We start from the raw sequence: 14151 nt of genomic DNA on the forward strand, positions 1-14151 counted from the left end.
CTGTCCGCGCCTCAGACTCGCGTGCCACTCTCACGTTCACGCTCCCGCACCGCGATACGCGCCAGCTTCGTCAGCATCATGCCGTTGCGGACCCTGACGAAGTAGTCCACGGGCAGGCCGTGCATCCGCGTGCCGGGGCCGCGCAGGGGGTGCCAGTCCAGGGTGAAGAGCGTGTGCTCGCCCCAGGGGGTCAGCCTCATGGCGATGCGCGCCGCCCCGAAGGGGTCGGCCTTCGCCTCCAGCTCCAGGCGGTGAGCGGGCTCGGAGATCCGGACGACGCAGGTGTCGTCGAGGGTCAGGGGCCCGGCGCCGAGGCGGACCTTCAGCCGGGCGCCCACGTCCGGCCAGTGCGGGTCCGCCGCGAGGACCTCCCGGTTTCCCGTCACCCACTCCCCGTAGCGGCGGCCGTCGGACAACAGGCGCCAGACGTCGGACGGCGGGCTGAGGATGAGACAGCGGTTCCGGGCCATGATCACGCTCCTGGGGGTGGGCACCGCCAACAGCGTCACGCCCACCGCACCCCGTGCACAGCCCGAAGGTCCGGACGGGTGAGCCGGCAGCCCGGACGGCACCGAACCGCCCAGGGAAAGGCCCCACGCGAACCGCTCACGCGAAAGGGCCCCACCCGGGAAGCCGGACGGGGCCCCTCCGTGAACACCCGGCGGCGGGTCAGCCGCAGCAGCCGCCGCACTGGCACGGAGCGCCCGACTGGCAGCCGCAGCCGCAGCCCGAGCCGCAGCCACAGGCACCCAGCAGCGGCAGACGGGGCACTTCGACGGATACTTCCCGGTCGGGGTCGGTCATGGGCGTCTCTGCCATGGATCCTCCTCGAAGACGTACGTTCCAAGGCGTACGTCGCCTCTCCCCATTGCATGCCCACCCGTCAGGGCGCATCAACGGCGCACAGACGTGCGGATCCCGCGCCGCGCACGTCCCGCGCGCGTCACGCGCCCTCGACCGGTGCCTCCGACTGCTGGAGCTCGTCCGCGTGCTCGCCCGTCACCAGGTAGACGACACGCTTGGCGACCGACACCGCGTGGTCGGCGAACCGCTCGTAGTAGCGGCCCAGCAGCGTCACGTCGACCGCCGTCTCGATGCCGTGCTTCCAGCGGTCGTCCATCAGGTGCTGGAACAGCGTCCGGTGCAGCCGGTCCATCTCGTCGTCGTCGGCCTCCAGCTGGAGCGCCAGGTCGACGTCCTTGGTGATGATGACCTCCGCCGCCTTCGCCATCAGGCGCTGCGCCAGCTGCCCCATCTCCAGGATCGTGGCGTGCAGGTCGCGCGGCACCGCCGCGTCGGGGAAACGCAGCCGGGCCAGCTTCGCCACGTGCTGGGCCAGGTCGCCGGAGCGCTCCAGGTCCGCGCTCATCCGCAGCGAGGTCACCACGATCCGCAGGTCCGTCGCCACCGGCTGCTGCCGGGCCAGCAGGGCTATCGCCCGGGCCTCCAGGTCGTGCTGGAGGTCGTCGACCTTCTGGTCGGCCGCGATCACGGCCTCCGCCAGCTTCAGGTCCGCGTCGAGCATCGCCGTCGTGGCGCGCCCGACCGCCGACCCGACCAGCCGGGCCATCTCGACCAGGCCCTCGCCGATCGAGTCCAGTTCCTCGTGGTACGCGTCCCGCATGGATGTGCCTCTCTCACTACGACCGGTCTCACTGTGACCGACAGGGGTCCGGGTGGGGCTCGGTCCCCACGCTTACACGCTCCGAGGGCAAAAAGTCCGGGGCCTCCACCCCAAGTGAACCGTCACTTTCCCCTCGGTGAACTCTGGGCGACGACTGTTCGAGCCGACCCCCTCATGGCTGGGAGAGTGTCCGCGGCCACGCATAACCTGGATGCATGGACGTGAACGCGGCGGTCGCCGCAGTGGCCGCGATCGCCGGGGCGTGCACCGGCGTGATCGCCATGCTGGCGTTCCGCTGGAGCGAGCGCGACCAGGCAAGGCCCACCCGGACCTCCCTCCACACCGACGCGGTGCTGCCGCCGGGGGTGGACACGGTCCTGTCCGTGCTGCGCTCCTCGGCGGTCGTCCTCGACGAGAGCGACTCCGTCGTCAAGGCCAGCTCGGCAGCGTACGCGCTGGGGCTCGTCCGCGGCGGCAAGCTCGCCGTCGAACCCATGCTCCACATGGCCCGCGACACCCGCCGCGACGGGGAGATACGCCAGGTCGAGCTGGACCTGCCGCGGCGCGGCACCGGCCGGGGCGAGGCCCTCGCCGTCTCCGCCCGCGTCGCCCCGCTCGGCTCCCGCCTCGTGCTGCTGCTGGTCGAGGACCTCACCGAGGCCCGCCGCATCGAGGCCGTACGCCGCGACTTCGTCGCCAACGTCAGCCATGAGCTCAAGACACCCGTCGGCGCCCTCTCCCTGCTGTCCGAGGCCGTCATGGACGCCTCCGACGACCCCGAGGCCGTCATGCGCTTCGCGGGCCGCATGCAGATAGAGGCCACCCGCCTCACCAACCTCGTCCAGGAGCTGATCGACCTCTCCCGGGTCCAGAACGACGACCCGCTGGAGGACGCCGAGCCCGTCCGCGTCGACGAGCTCGTCGCGGAGGCCATCGACCGCTCCCGGCAGCCCGCCTCCAGCAAGCAGATCACCATGGCCGCCGGAGGCACCGCCGACCTGCGCGTCTGGGGGCACCGCGGCCAGCTCGCCGCCGCCCTCGGCAACCTCGTCGAGAACGCCGTGAACTACTCCCCGGCCCACACCCGCGTGGGCATCGCCGCCCGCCGCGTCACCGCGCCCGGGGGCGACCAGATCGAGATCGCGGTCACCGACCAGGGCATAGGCATCCCCGACAAGGACAAGGAGCGCATCTTCGAGCGCTTCTACCGCGTCGACCCCGCCCGCTCCCGCGCGACCGGCGGCACCGGCCTCGGCCTCGCCATCGTCAAGCACGTGGCCGCCTCGCACGGCGGGGAGGTCACCGTCTGGAGCACCGAGGGCCAGGGCTCCACGTTCACCCTCCGCCTCCCCGAGGCCGGCGCCGTGCGGGACCGCCCGTCCCGTTCCGGTCACTCCCCGCAGTACCACTCCGAGAACCACCAAGAACCCCTTACCGCCCCGGAGGTCCTTCCGTGACCCGTGTGCTCGTCGTCGAGGATGAGGAATCATTCAGCGACGCCCTGTCCTACATGCTCCGCAAGGAGGGCTTCGAGGTCGCCGTCGCGACCACCGGCCCCGAGGGGCTCGACGAATTCGAGCGCAACGGCGCCGACCTCGTCCTGCTCGACCTCATGCTGCCGGGCCTGCCCGGCACAGAGGTCTGCCGCCAGCTGCGCGGCCGGTCGAACGTCCCGGTCATCATGGTGACCGCCAAAGACAGCGAGATCGACAAGGTCGTGGGGCTGGAGATAGGGGCGGACGACTACGTCACCAAGCCCTTCTCGTCCCGCGAGCTGGTCGCCCGCATCCGCGCGGTGCTGCGCCGCCGCGGCGAGCCGGAGGAGGTCACCCCCGCGGCCCTGGAGGCCGGGCCGGTCCGCATGGACGTGGACCGTCACGTCGTCACGGTCGCGGGCGGCAAGGTCGACCTGCCGCTGAAGGAGTTCGACCTGCTGGAGATGCTGCTGCGCAACGCGGGCCGGGTCCTCACCCGCATGCAGCTGATCGACCGGGTCTGGGGCGCGGACTACGTGGGCGACACCAAGACCCTCGACGTCCACGTCAAGCGCCTGCGCGCCAAGATCGAGCCCGACCCCGGCGCCCCCCGCTACCTCGTCACGGTCCGCGGCCTCGGCTACAAGTTCGAGCCGTAGGCCGTAAGCCGTCCGCCCGTACGCCCGCCCCGCCTCACGCACGCCGAAGGGGCGCCCCACCGCAGTGGGGCGCCCCTTCAGCGTGTACGGGTACGAGCGCCTGTACGTGTACGGGTGCGGGTGCGTCAGTGGCCGGTGCCGTGCGACGCCGAGGCGGAGTCGGACGGCTCGGCGCCCGCGCCCGCGTCGCCCTCGGGCTCGCCCTGGCCGTCGTTGTCCTCGTTGGGGGCGTCCGGCGCGCCCGGCGAGGCGGAGGCGCTGCCGGTGGGCTGGCCCGACGGCGGGGCGGGCGGGACGGACGGGGTCGGCTCCGCCGGCTTCTGCGGCACCTCGGCCGGGCCGTAGCCCGTGAAGTAGCCGGTCGCCGGGACGACGAAGGCCTCGAGCTTCACGTCGCCGGTCTCGCTGAGCTTGAAGACGACGTCCTGCCCGTTGCCGTCCTCGACGGCCTCGCGGCCCTTCTCGATGACCGCGGAGGCGTTGCCCTTGCCGCCGAGGAGGACCGAGCCGCCCGCCGGGATGCTGATCGGGCCGGAGCCGCCGGCGGCGGTGAGCTTGACCTGGGCGTCGGAGCCGGGCAGCTCGATCGCCTCCAGGGTCTCCGCCTTGGCGCCGTTGTTGAACAGCATCGCCGTGACGACGGCGGGACCCACCGCGTCCAGCTTCGGCTGCGTGATCACCAGGGCGTTCTGGATCTTGACGGTGCCGACCGAGGTGGCGGCGTTGTCCGGCTTGACGCCGAGGGTCTGCGCGTTGTTGCCCGCACCGCAGGCGGAGAGCGAGGCGATCGAGAACACGATGGCGGTGGCGGCGAGGGCGCCGCGTCGAAGGCTGCGGCTCACGGCGGCGGCAACTCCTAGGACGTACGGACGGAGGGACGGGCACGGTCTGGCGGTACTCGTGGCCGGGGCGGTCCGGGGGCCGACCCGGTGAAGGGGGCTTAAGGATCACTCGGCGCGCTCAGGTTACCGACCCCTCCGCCCCGCCCCGCACCCGACCCGCCCCAGTCCCGTGTCGGGGACCCGCCGGGCGCGGGCGGGATCCGCCGCCGTCACCGCTCCGCCCCGCGTTCACATAACCACTCTTGATCAATTCCGGGGCCCTCGCGCATTCCTTGCGAAAAGGCCGGGGCGATCACGCTCGGCGGTCAACGCGCGGGCGGTGGTCGTCAATTTCGACAAACATCCGCGGCGCCCGCCCGTACGAGTGAGCGGCCGCCGAACGGAGTACGGGAAGTTCACCTCCTGGAACCCGACAAACCGGGATGATTCGCCTCTCAGGGGCGTCCGTCAGGGGGTGTGACGTGCCCGTTTCCGTCCCCCCGTGCAGCCGCTCCGACCTGCGAATACCTCGTTCCGGAAGGCGTCCGCAGCACGTTCGCGTTGCTGTTGTCAAGCCCCGAGATATGCCCTGACCTGCGAAAACGCCATTCAGAAGAAGCCGAATCCGTGTTACCCTGGATAGCCACGGAAGGGGTACCTGTCACATGACGTTCAAGGTTGGCGACACCGTGGTCTATCCCCATCACGGGGCCGCGCTGATCGAGGCCATCGAAACTCGCCAGATCAAAGGCGTGGACAAGACCTACTTGGTGCTCAAGGTCGCCCAGGGCGACCTGACGGTTCGCGTGCCCGCGGACAATGCGGAGTTCGTCGGCGTGCGCGACGTGGTCGGGCAGGACGGACTGGACCGGGTCTTCGAGGTGCTGCGCGCACCGTACGCCGAGGAGCCGACGAACTGGTCCCGTCGCTACAAGGCAAATCTCGAGAAGCTCGCCTCCGGCGATGTCATCAAGGTCGCCGAAGTGGTGCGTGACCTGTGGCGTCGTGAGCGTGAGCGCGGTCTCTCCGCAGGAGAGAAGCGCATGCTCGCCAAGGCGCGGCAGATCCTGGTGAGCGAGCTGGCGCTCGCGGAGAACACCAATGAGGACAAGGCCGAGGCCCTGCTCGACGAGGTCCTCGCGTCCTGACGCGTCGCGCGCGGCCACCGGTCGTCGCAACGCGCAGCGGATGAGAAGCGATGCCGCGGTGCCCGCTGACATGCTGTGAGAACAGCCGTGTCGCCGGGCGCTGCGGCATGTCCGGCTCCAGGACCGCTTCCGCCCGTACGGGCCTCGTGCCCGGGCAGTCGGCGCAGTCGCCCGGCCCGGGTCACGGAAGGGTCCGGTCAAGGCGTCGCGCCGCCCCGCAGAAGGCCATACCCACGTCGGCCGAGTCGACAAACCTGCCGGAGTGCAACCGATGTCAGACGTCAGTCCCCCCACCCGCACCGCCGCGGTCATCCCCGCCGCCGGCCGGGGAGTACGGCTCGGCCCGGGCGCCCCGAAGGCGCTCCGCGCGCTGAACGGGACGCCCATGCTCATCCACGCGGTCCGCGCCATGGCGGCCTCCCGCGCGGTCTCCCTCGTCGTCGTGGTCGCCCCGCCGGACGGCGCGCCCGAGGTGAAGAACCTCCTCGACACGCACGCCCTGCCCGAGAGGACCGACTACCGCGTCGTCCCCGGCGGCGAGACCCGCCAGGAGTCCGTGCGCCTCGGGCTGGAGGCGCTGCCCGACGACATCACGGCCGTCCTCGTCCACGACGCGGCCCGCCCGCTCGTACCCGTCGACACCGTCGACGCGGTCGTCGAGGCCGTCCGCGACGGAGCCGTCGCCGTCGTGCCCGCCGTACCGCTCGCCGACACCGTCAAGCAGGTCGAGCCGCGCGAGAAGGGCGAGGCCGAGCCCGTCCTCGCCACGCCCGACCGCGCCACCCTCCGCGCCGTGCAGACCCCGCAGGGCTTCGACCGCGACACGCTCGTGCGCGCCCACGCGACCGTCACGGACAACGTCACCGACGACGCGAGCATGGTCGAACAGCTCGGCGAGCCGGTCGTCGTGGTGCCCGGCCACGAGGAGGCGTTCAAGGTGACCCGCCCGCTCGATCTCGTACTCGCCGAGGCGGTCCTCGCCCGGAGGAGGGCCAACGATGGCTTCTGACCTGCCCAGCATCGGCATCGGCACCGACGTCCACGCCTTCGAGAAGGGCCGCGAACTGTGGTGCGCGGGCCTCCTCTGGGAGGACTCCGACGGCTACGGGCTGGCCGGGCACTCCGACGGCGACGTGGCCGCCCACGCCGCCTGCGACGCCCTGTTCTCCGCCGCCGGCGTCGGCGACCTCGGCGCCCACTTCGGCACCTCCCGCCCCGAGTGGTCCGGCGCCTCCGGCGTGACGCTCCTCGCCGAGGCCGCCCGGATCGTCCGCGCCGAGGGCTTCGAGATCGGCAACATCGCCGTCCAGGTCATCGGCGTACGCCCGAAGATCGGCAAGCGGCGCGACGAGGCGCAGAAGGCGCTGGGCGCGGCGGCCGGGGCGCCCGTCGCGGTGTCCGGCACGACGACGGACGGCCTCGGGCTCACCGGCCGCGCCGAGGGCCTCGCCGCCATCGCCACGGCGCTCCTCGTACGGCGCGGCTGAAGCGCCCGTTCCGCCCTACGGGCGCGGGGCACTGGCACGCGCCCACTACCCTGGAGTGGTGACTATTCGTCTGTACGACACCAGCGCCCGGCAGATCCGTGACTTCTCCCCGCTCACGCCGGGCTGCGTCTCGATCTACCTGTGCGGTGCCACCGTGCAGGCCGCCCCGCACATCGGTCACATCCGGTCGGGGCTCAACTTCGACATCATGCGCCGCTGGTTCGCCTACCGCGGCTACGACGTCACGTTCGTCCGCAACGTCACGGACATCGACGACAAGATCATCGCGAAGTCGGCCGACCAGGGCCGCCCCTGGTGGTCGATCGGGTACGACAACGAGCGCGCGTTCAACGACGGGTACGAGGCGCTCGGCTGCCTGCCGCCCAGCTACGAGCCGCGCGCCACCGGGCACGTCCCGGAGATGATCGAGATGATGCGCGGCCTGATCGAGCGCGGCCACGCCTATGTCGCCGACGGCAGCGTCTACTTCGACGTCCGGTCCTTCCCCGACTACCTGGCGCTGTCGAACCAGGACATCGACGACCTGCGCCAGCCCGACGAGGGCGTGGCGGGCAAGCGCGACCCGCGCGACTTCGCCATGTGGAAGGCCACCAAGCCCGGCGAGCCCGACTGGGAGACGCCGTGGGGGCGCGGCCGCCCCGGCTGGCACCTGGAGTGCTCGGCCATGGCGCACAAGTACCTGGGCTCCGCCTTCGACATCCACGGCGGCGGACTGGACCTGGTCTTCCCGCACCACGAGAACGAGATCGCCCAGGCCAAGGCGTTCGGCGACGAGTTCGCCCGCTACTGGGTGCACAACGCCTGGGTCACCATGAGCGGCGAGAAGATGTCGAAGTCGCTCGGCAACTCCGTCCTGGTCTCCGAGATGGTCAAGCAGTGGCGGCCGATCGTCCTGCGCTACTACCTCGGCACCCCGCACTACCGGTCGATGATCGAGTACAGCGAGGAGGCGCTGCGCGAGGCCGAGTCGGCGTTCGCGCGCATCGAGGGCTTCGTCCAGCGGGTCGTCGAGAAGGCCGGACCCGTCGAACCGGCCGCCGAGGTGCCGCTCGCCTTCGCCGAGGCCATGGACGACGACATGGGCGTCCCGCAGGCGCTGGCGATCATCCACACCACCGTCCGGCAGGGCAACAGCGCGCTGGCCGCCGACGACAAGGAAGCCGCCGTCGCACGGCTCGCCGAGGTCCGCGCCATGCTCGGCGTCCTCGGCCTGGACCCGCTCGACGCGCACTGGGCCGGCGAGGCCGACCGGGGCGAGGACCTGCACGGGGTCGTCGACAGCCTCGTACGGCTGGTCCTGGACCAGCGCGAGGCGGCCCGCGCCCGCAAGGACTGGGGCACGGCCGACGCGATCCGCGACCAGCTGGGCCAGTCCGGGCTCGTCATCGAGGACGGCCCCGACGGGCCGCGCTGGACGCTCGGCGCACGCTGAGCCCTCGCCGGCACGCTTCCGCTGGCACACTTCATATACACGTACGTACGACACGCATCGACAGAGCAGGTAAGTCATGGCCGGGAACAGCCAGCGCAGGAACCGCCGCACGTCCAACAAGAAGGGCGCGACGGTCGGCAGCGGTGGCCAGCGGCGCCGGGGCCTCGAGGGCAAGGGCCCCACGCCGCCCGCGTCCGCGCGCAAGGGCCATGTGAAGAACCGCGTCGCCAACGCCAAGGCCAAGCAGACCCAGCGCCGCCAGGTCGCCCGCCGCGGCGGCAAGGGCTCGTCCGAGATGGTCGTCGGCCGCAACCCCGTCTTCGAGGCGCTGCGGGACGGCGTACCGGCGTCGACGCTGTACGTGCAGCAGTTCATCGACAACGACGAGCGGGTGCGCGACGCGCTGAAGCTCGCGGCCGACCGCGGCGGCATCAACCTCATGGAGGCCCCGCGCGCCGAGCTGGACCGCATGACGAACGGGCTCAACCACCAGGGCCTCGTCCTCCAGGTCCCGCCGTACGAGTACGCCCACCCCGAGGACCTCGCCGCCGCCGCCTTCGACGACGGCGAGGACCCGCTGATCGTCGCCCTCGACGGCGTGACCGACCCGCGCAACCTCGGCGCCGTCGTCCGCTCCGTCTCCGCGTTCGGCGGCCACGGCGTCGTCGTGCCCGAGCGGCGCGCCGCCGGGATGACCGCCGGTGCCTGGAAGACCGCCGCGGGCACCGCCGCCCGCACCCCGGTCGCCCGCGCCACCAACCTCACCCGCGCCCTCGAGGCGTACCAGAAGGCCGGCATCACCGTCGTCGGCCTGGCCGCTGACGGCGACGCCGAGGTCGGCGACCTGGAGGCCCTGGGCGGCCCGGTCGTCATCGTCGTCGGCAGCGAGGGCAAGGGCCTGTCCCGCCTGGTCGGCGAGACCTGCGACCACCTCGTCCGCATCCCCATGCCGGGCGGCGCCGAGTCCCTCAACGCGGGTGTCGCGGCCGGTGTGGTGCTGTACGAGGCGGCCCGCCGGCGCGCCTGATCCCGCACGATCCCGGGACCCGTCATGATCTTGACGGGTCTCGGACATTTACCGGCCGTCAAGGCAGTGTCCTAAACCCGCGTCACTCGGTTAGATGAGTGTGGACACCAGAACGCCCCGGCCCGGTTTCGACGATCAGCCTGCGCTGAGCATGGTCAAGGTGGATTGCGATCCCGCGCAGGTCATCGTGAACCACGCCAGTTTCCGTGTGCAGCTCGCCCCGGCGAACAAGCCCCGGTCGGCCGACCCCGCCCGCGTGCCCGCCATGAGCGGCGCGGCCGGCGCCGGCGGTGCGGCGGCGAGGCGGCGCGCCCCCGTCGTGTGGAGCGGCAAGTCCTCGCCCGGCGACCCCGGCGCGACCGGTCTGCTCCAGGCCGTGCGGGAATCGACGGCCCTCGGCACGCTCGACGCCGGCGCCACCCAGGTCATCCCGCGCCTCGACGACACGATGCCGACGCCCGTCGTCGGCGCCCAGCGCGTCGGCCCCGACGCGCCACCGCTCCTGCCGCCCATGCGCCGCGCGGTCGGCGCCTACGACGAGCAGCCCGACGGCCACCGGCCCCACGGCTACGCCGACGCGTACGGCACCGGCCACGACCTCGACCGCGACGACCGCGACGGCCTCGACCGCGACGGCCACGACGCCCGCGCCGACGACCGCCCCGCCGACGGGGCGTACACCGGCCCCGCCCACCGGCACGCGTACTACCCCGGCCGCCGGATGAACCTCGGCGTCGTGCTGCTCCCGCTGCGCGTGTTCCTCGGCTTCATCTCCATCTACGCCGGCATGGGCAAGCTCTGCGACCCCGTCTACTTCGACGGCGGCGAACGCGGCTCCATGGTCAAGTGGCTCAACTCCCTCCACCCCTGGGCGCTCGCCGAGCCGCTGCGCGACTTCGCGCTCGCCCACCCCGTCGGCGCCGGCCTCACCGTCGCCTTCGCCCAGGTCATCGTGGGCGTCCTCACCGTGCTGGGCCTCTGGCAGCGGGTCGCCGCCGTCTTCGGCGTCATGCTGTCCGCCGCGCTGATCCTCACCGTCAGCTGGAAGACCGTCCCCGTCTACGACGCGCCCGACATCATCTACCTCGCCGCCTGGTCGCCGCTGATCATCGCCGGCGCGCCCGTCTACTCCATCGACGGGCGCCTCGCCGGCGAGGCCTGGCGCACCCTCGGCCCCCGCTCGGCCCTCTGGGACCTGCGCCGCCGGGTCCTGCGGCGCGGCGTGGTCGTCGCCACCGTGGTCGTCGGCCTGACGCTGCTCATCGGCTCGGTCCTCGGCGGCGCCGTACGGTCCACGGAGATGGTCACCGTCCCCGGGCCGAACGACGACCCCACCAACCACCTGCCCGGCCGGCCGCTCCCCGAGGAGCCCGGCGAGCGCTCCCCGTCGGCCCGCGAGTCCACCGGCAGCCCCGAGCCCTCGGCGTCCGCGTCCACCGGCCCGACGGCCGAGGAGTCCGCGTCCTCGCCGGCCGAGACCGCCGAGGAGGAGGAGCGCGTCGAGGAGCAGCGGCCGACCGCCTCGCAGGGCACCGGCCAGGAGGCCCCGGAGCAGTCCGAGCCCGTTCCCCCGCCGACCAGCAGCGCCGGCCCGACCTCCACGGGCGGCGGCGACGGCGGTGACGGCGGCGGCAGCGGCGGCGGTGGCGGCGACGACAGCGGCTCCGGCGGCTCCGGCTCGGGCGGCGGCTCCGGCGGCGGCGGTTCGAGCGGCTCCGGCGGCGGCTCGTCCACCGGCGGCAACCGCAACCCCATCGGCGGCCTGCTCGGCTGACGTACGCCGGCGGGAGCCGGCGGGACGACACACGGGAGGGGCGGTCACCGCGAACGCGGTGACCGCCCCTCCCGTGTGTGCCGTCGTCCTCCTACGACGTCCGGGCGCCCAGCTCCTTCGCCGCCTCCTGGAGGTCCTTCGCGGTGTCGATGGCCCTCCAGTACGCCCCGTGCGGCAGCGGGAAGCCCGCCAGGCGCCGCTCACGGGCCAGCCCGGGGAACGTGGTGCGCTCGTGGTCCCCGACGTCCGGCAGGAGGCCCGTGAAGGCCGGGGAGAAGACGTACACGCCCGCGTTGATGAGGTAGGGCGACGGCGGCGACTCGATGAAGTCGGTGATGTGCCCGAAGGTGTCCGTCTCGACGGCCCCCCAGGGGATACGGGGACGCGCCAGGGCGAGTGTCGCGGTGGCGTCGCGCTCGGTGTGGAACGCGGCCATCTCACGCAGCGAGAAGCGGGTCCAGATGTCCCCGTTCGTGGCGTACCACGGCCGGTCGGGGTGCGGCAGGTGCGCGGCCGCGTACTTGAGGCCGCCACCGCGGCCCAGCGGCTCCGTCTCCACGACGGTGGTGACGCGCAGGGGCAGTTCGGCCGTCGCCAGCCACTGCTGGAGCACTTCGGCGAGGTGGCCGCAGGAGACGACGGCGTCGGTCACGCCCTCGGCGGCCAGCCAGGAAAGCTGATGGCCGATGATCGGGGTCCCGGTTCCCGGGATCTCGACCATCGGCTTGGGGCGGTCGTCCGTGTACGGGCGCAGTCGGGAACCCTGGCCGCCCGCCAGGACCACGGCCTGCGTCGGAGAGGTGTGCATACCGCGCACGATAGGCGCACCCCGGTGCCGGCGATACGCTCAGCTCTCGTGGGCGACGCCGGCGGCGTAGGACGTGTCGCACACGGGGCGGGAGAACGTCTGGGCGCGGACGGGGCCGTAGTGCTGTACGGCGGCCTTGCCGAGCGCGCGGGCGATCGACATGCAGTGCTTGGCGAGCGACGGGCGCTCCTCCACGGTGCGCTGGAGGTGCGTCAGCGCGACACCCGGGTCCTTCTCCTGAAGCTCTGCGAGGAGCTTGTCGCGGAGAATATCCTGCGGGGCACGGGGCTTGGCCCGTACCGAGACGTTCTCGGAGGACGCGGTGAGCATCTGCGTCTGGGAGCTGCTGCCCGCCCACGGCACACTGGTGACCGCGAGAGTTCCGGAGAGCACCAGGACGACGGGCAGGACGAGGGCGAGAGAGCGGCCGATTCGGCGTGCGGTGTGGGTCACGGACGTGAGCGTAGCGGCCAGTGATGATTTGGAGACATTTAGTCACCCCCACGGGGGATGGTTCGATGCTCCTTTTCGAATTGGGTGTTGACGAACGGGGTCCGAATTGACCCATGTGCCGGGGTATTTGTCGACATCAAGGGCCGCCGGGACGCCCAGCGCCCCCACCGAAGTACGCGGCCCCTCACCGAAGTGCGGGGCCGCGTACGAGTTTTCGGCGCGAGTTCTTCGGCGTCAGCCGGTGAGGCGCTCGCCCGTGGAGGTGGAGAACACGTGGATCTCGTCCGGGCGCGGTACGACGTGCAGCACGGAGCCCTTGTCCGGGATGGCGCGCCCGCCGACGCGGACCACCAAGTCCTTGTCCTCGCCGCCGACGCGCGTGGAGCCGTACACGTACCCGTCGGCGCCGAGCTCCTCGACGACGTTGACCGACACGGCCAGCCCCTGGTCGCTCTCCGCGCCCGCCACGTCGAAGTGCTCGGGCCGGACGCCGACCGTCACCGTGGTGTCGCCCTTGCCGGCCGCGGCGGACAGCGCCTCGCGCGACACGGGCACCACGCTGTTGCCGAACTTCACGCCGCCGTCGGTGATCGGCACCTCCACCAGGTTCATGGCGGGGGAGCCGATGAAGCCGGCGACGAACAGGTTGGCCGGGCGGTCGTACATGTTGCGCGGCGTGTCGACCTGCTGGAGCAGACCGTCCTTGAGGACCGCGACCCGGTCGCCCATGGTGAGGGCCTCGACCTGGTCGTGCGTGACGTACACGGTGGTGATGCCGAGGCGGCGCTGGAGGCTCGCGATCTGCGTACGGGTGGAGACACGCAGCTTGGCATCGAGGTTCGACAGCGGCTCGTCCATCAGGAACACCTGCGGCTCGCGCACGATGGCACGGCCCATCGCCACCCGCTGGCGCTGACCGCCGGAGAGCGCCTTCGGCTTGCGGTCCAGGTACTCGGTGAGGTCGAGGATCTTCGCCGCCTCCTCGACCTTCTTGCGGATCTCCGCCTTGTTGACCCCGGCGATCTTGAGCGCGAAGCCCATGTTGTCGGCGACGGTCATGTGCGGGTACAGCGCGTAGTTCTGGAACACCATGGCGATGTCCCGGTCCTTCGGCGGCAGGTGCGTGACGTCACGGTCACCGATCCGGATGGCGCCGCCGTTGACGTCCTCCAGCCCGGCGAGCATGCGCAGCGAGGTCGACTTGCCGCAGCCGGACGGGCCGACGAGAACGAGGAACTCGCCGTCGGCGATCTCGATCTCCAGCTGGTCGACGGCGGGCTTGGTGCCCCCGGGGTAGATCCGGGTCGCCTTGTCGAACGTGACAGAAGCCATGGTGATGTAGTCCCTTCACCGGCAGGAACGTGCCGGACGATCCGAGTAGAGGGAGAGACGGTCCGGTCCGCGCGCGTGAAACGCACACGA

The 14151-nt window shown here is 72.1% G+C and carries 15 protein-coding genes; 8 read left to right on the plus strand and 7 right to left on the minus strand.

The features are described from left to right. Nucleotides 1-11 precede the first annotated feature (11 nt). The 3 genes from EIZ62_RS17615 to phoU form a co-directional block, all read right to left on the minus strand. The gene (locus tag EIZ62_RS17615; RefSeq protein WP_156693608.1) at nt 12-470 is read right to left on the minus strand and encodes an SRPBCC family protein; all 459 of its coding nucleotides are present in this window, start codon (nt 468-470) and stop codon (nt 12-14) included. A gap of 199 nt (nt 471-669) precedes the next feature. Then, a complete protein-coding gene (locus EIZ62_RS31980; protein ID WP_167536387.1) occupies nt 670-819 on the minus strand; it encodes a hypothetical protein in 150 nt (49 codons plus the stop codon). 124 nt (nt 820-943) lie between these two features. Next, complete coding sequence (phoU, locus tag EIZ62_RS17620) at nt 944-1624, minus strand: phosphate signaling complex protein PhoU (protein ID WP_156693609.1); 681 nt, start codon at nt 1622-1624, stop codon at nt 944-946. A 215-nt stretch (nt 1625-1839) separates the two neighbouring features. Here phoU and phoR point away from each other — a divergent pair, with 215 nt between their 5' ends. After that, a complete protein-coding gene (gene phoR, locus EIZ62_RS17625) occupies nt 1840-3081 on the plus strand; it encodes a two-component system sensor histidine kinase PhoR (RefSeq protein WP_156693610.1) in 1242 nt (413 codons plus the stop codon). Between the two features lie 5 nt (nt 3082-3086). Then, the gene (gene phoP / locus EIZ62_RS17630; protein ID WP_465269169.1) at nt 3087-3758 is read left to right on the plus strand and encodes a two-component system response regulator PhoP; all 672 of its coding nucleotides are present in this window, start codon (nt 3087-3089) and stop codon (nt 3756-3758) included. 125 nt (nt 3759-3883) lie between these two features. On the opposite strand, the gene EIZ62_RS17635 is transcribed toward phoP, so the two are convergent. Then, nucleotides 3884-4600: a DUF461 domain-containing protein gene (locus tag EIZ62_RS17635; RefSeq protein ID WP_156693611.1), complete on the minus strand. Its 717-nt coding sequence runs from the start codon at nt 4598-4600 to the stop codon at nt 3884-3886. Between the two features lie 644 nt (nt 4601-5244). Here EIZ62_RS17635 and EIZ62_RS17645 point away from each other — a divergent pair. The 6 genes from EIZ62_RS17645 (at nt 5245) to EIZ62_RS17670 (ending at nt 11468) form a co-directional block, all read left to right on the plus strand. Continuing rightward, nucleotides 5245-5727, plus strand: a complete 483-nt coding sequence (locus tag EIZ62_RS17645) for a CarD family transcriptional regulator (protein ID WP_003953493.1) — start codon at nt 5245-5247, stop codon at nt 5725-5727. A 271-nt stretch (nt 5728-5998) separates the two neighbouring features. Further along, complete coding sequence (ispD, locus tag EIZ62_RS17650) at nt 5999-6736, plus strand: 2-C-methyl-D-erythritol 4-phosphate cytidylyltransferase (RefSeq protein WP_156693612.1); 738 nt, start codon at nt 5999-6001, stop codon at nt 6734-6736. Then, nucleotides 6726-7214, plus strand: a complete 489-nt coding sequence (gene ispF / locus EIZ62_RS17655; protein ID WP_156693613.1) for a 2-C-methyl-D-erythritol 2,4-cyclodiphosphate synthase — start codon at nt 6726-6728, stop codon at nt 7212-7214. Before ispD ends, ispF begins: the two co-directional genes overlap by 11 nt. 58 nt (nt 7215-7272) lie before the next feature. Next, nucleotides 7273-8667 carry a cysteine--tRNA ligase gene (gene cysS, locus EIZ62_RS17660; RefSeq protein ID WP_156693614.1) on the plus strand — a complete coding sequence of 465 codons (1395 nt, stop codon included), beginning with the start codon at nt 7273-7275 and terminating at the stop codon, nt 8665-8667. Nucleotides 8668-8743: 76 nt separating this feature from the next. Next, a complete protein-coding gene (gene rlmB / locus EIZ62_RS17665; protein ID WP_156693615.1) occupies nt 8744-9694 on the plus strand; it encodes a 23S rRNA (guanosine(2251)-2'-O)-methyltransferase RlmB in 951 nt (316 codons plus the stop codon). Nucleotides 9695-9788: 94 nt separating this feature from the next. Next, a complete protein-coding gene (locus EIZ62_RS17670) occupies nt 9789-11468 on the plus strand; it encodes a DoxX family protein (protein WP_156693616.1) in 1680 nt (559 codons plus the stop codon). A 91-nt stretch (nt 11469-11559) separates the two neighbouring features. On the opposite strand, the gene EIZ62_RS17675 is transcribed toward EIZ62_RS17670, so the two are convergent. The 3 genes from EIZ62_RS17675 to EIZ62_RS17685 form a co-directional block, all read right to left on the minus strand. After that, a complete protein-coding gene (locus tag EIZ62_RS17675; protein ID WP_156693617.1) occupies nt 11560-12276 on the minus strand; it encodes a nucleotidyltransferase family protein in 717 nt (238 codons plus the stop codon). A 39-nt stretch (nt 12277-12315) separates the two neighbouring features. Next, on the minus strand, nt 12316-12729 hold the full coding sequence (locus EIZ62_RS17680) for a hypothetical protein (protein WP_156693618.1): 414 nt from the start codon (nt 12727-12729) through the stop codon (nt 12316-12318). 234 nt (nt 12730-12963) lie between these two features. Continuing rightward, nucleotides 12964-14061 (minus strand): ABC transporter ATP-binding protein, encoded by a 1098-nt coding sequence (locus EIZ62_RS17685; RefSeq protein ID WP_156693619.1) that lies wholly within the window; start codon nt 14059-14061, stop codon nt 12964-12966. Between the last annotated feature and the right edge of the window lie 90 nt (nt 14062-14151).

This window comes from Streptomyces ficellus (genome assembly GCF_009739905.1).
Taxonomy (GTDB): domain Bacteria; phylum Actinomycetota; class Actinomycetes; order Streptomycetales; family Streptomycetaceae; genus Streptomyces; species Streptomyces ficellus_A.

Coding starts and splice junctions, on each gene's coding strand:
- EIZ62_RS17670 (WP_156693616.1), top strand. CDS start 9,789: ATGAGTGTGGACACCAGAACGCCCCGGCCCGGTTTCGACGATCAGCCT.
- phoU (WP_156693609.1), bottom strand. CDS start 1,624: ATGCGGGACGCGTACCACGAGGAACTGGACTCGATCGGCGAGGGCCTG.
- phoR (WP_156693610.1), top strand. CDS start 1,840: ATGGACGTGAACGCGGCGGTCGCCGCAGTGGCCGCGATCGCCGGGGCG.
- EIZ62_RS31980 (WP_167536387.1), bottom strand. CDS start 819: ATGGCAGAGACGCCCATGACCGACCCCGACCGGGAAGTATCCGTCGAA.
- ispF (WP_156693613.1), top strand. CDS start 6,726: ATGGCTTCTGACCTGCCCAGCATCGGCATCGGCACCGACGTCCACGCC.
- EIZ62_RS17645 (WP_003953493.1), top strand. CDS start 5,245: ATGACGTTCAAGGTTGGCGACACCGTGGTCTATCCCCATCACGGGGCC.
- EIZ62_RS17615 (WP_156693608.1), bottom strand. CDS start 470: ATGGCCCGGAACCGCTGTCTCATCCTCAGCCCGCCGTCCGACGTCTGG.
- EIZ62_RS17675 (WP_156693617.1), bottom strand. CDS start 12,276: ATGCACACCTCTCCGACGCAGGCCGTGGTCCTGGCGGGCGGCCAGGGT.
- rlmB (WP_156693615.1), top strand. CDS start 8,744: ATGGCCGGGAACAGCCAGCGCAGGAACCGCCGCACGTCCAACAAGAAG.
- ispD (WP_156693612.1), top strand. CDS start 5,999: ATGTCAGACGTCAGTCCCCCCACCCGCACCGCCGCGGTCATCCCCGCC.
- EIZ62_RS17685 (WP_156693619.1), bottom strand. CDS start 14,061: ATGGCTTCTGTCACGTTCGACAAGGCGACCCGGATCTACCCCGGGGGC.